2 protein-coding genes are annotated in these 794 nt (G+C 74.4%); one reads left to right on the top strand and one right to left on the bottom strand.

Annotation, left to right across the window (positions count from 1 at the left end):
- The coding region (locus tag KUM32_RS40295; RefSeq protein ID WP_217146659.1) for an RNA polymerase sigma factor at positions 1-298 on the top strand (298 nt) is incomplete at its 5' end.
- Between the two features lie 78 nt (positions 299-376).
- Here KUM32_RS40295 and KUM32_RS40290 read toward each other — a convergent pair.
- The gene (locus KUM32_RS40290; RefSeq protein WP_187062200.1) at positions 377-730 is read right to left on the bottom strand and encodes a helix-turn-helix transcriptional regulator; all 354 of its coding nucleotides are present in this window, start codon (positions 728-730) and stop codon (positions 377-379) included.
- Between the last annotated feature and the right edge of the window lie 64 nt (positions 731-794).

Here is a 794-nt window from a genome sequence, read left to right as displayed (position 1 = left end):
GCGCCAGTCCGTGCGCCCGGAGGAGGAACTCACCGACGCGGCCCCGGAGCGCGCGAGCGGCTACGGCCCGCTGGAGGCCGTGGTCCTGCGCGAGCAGCAGGCCCGGGTGTACGCGGCCCTCGACCGGTTGCCGGGCAAGCAACGGCAGGTCATGGCCTGGTACCTGGACGGGATCAGCACGGACGAGATGGCCGCCGCGCTGGAGACGACGCCCGCCGCGGTCCGCCAGAACCTGGCCCGCGCCCGCGCCCACCTCAGGCAGCACCTGGGACGACGCGCACCGGAAGGCGCGCCGTGACGCGCGCTCGGCCGCGTCGGGAGCACGCGCGTCCCGCGCCGCCCCGCGCGGCGGTACGGGGCGTCCGCCGGGGCCCGGTCAGGGCGCGTCGCTGAGCATGACGGACAGGGCGGCCAGGACGGAGGGGGCGATGCGGTAGTAGATCCAGGTGCCACGCCGCTCGGAGGTCAGCAGACCCGCCTCGCGCAGCTTCTTGAGGTGGTGGCTGACGGTGGGCTGGGAGACGCCGACGTCGGCGATGTCGCACACGCACGCCTCTCCGTCGGGGTGGGAGGCGACCTTGGAGAAGAGCCGCAGCCGGACCGGGTCGCCGAGCGCCTTGAACATGGCGGCCATCGTCGCCGCGTCCGCGGGAGAGAGTTCCTGCCGGGTGAGCGGAGGGCAGCACGGCTGAACGCGCGGGTCCGCGGCCGTCTCCTGAAGCGTGGGCATATGCCTATGGTGACACCGGCACTTCCCGGACGCCAAGGACCGATCAGGCCCCGCATGCCTGGCC

It is taken from the genome of Streptomyces sp. AC627_RSS907, assembly GCF_019049165.1.
The sequence above is the reverse complement of the archived record's forward strand: the minus strand, read 5'-3'. Positions and strand labels throughout refer to the sequence as shown.

Coding starts and splice junctions, on each gene's coding strand:
- KUM32_RS40290 (WP_187062200.1), bottom strand. CDS start 730: ATGCCCACGCTTCAGGAGACGGCCGCGGACCCGCGCGTTCAGCCGTGC.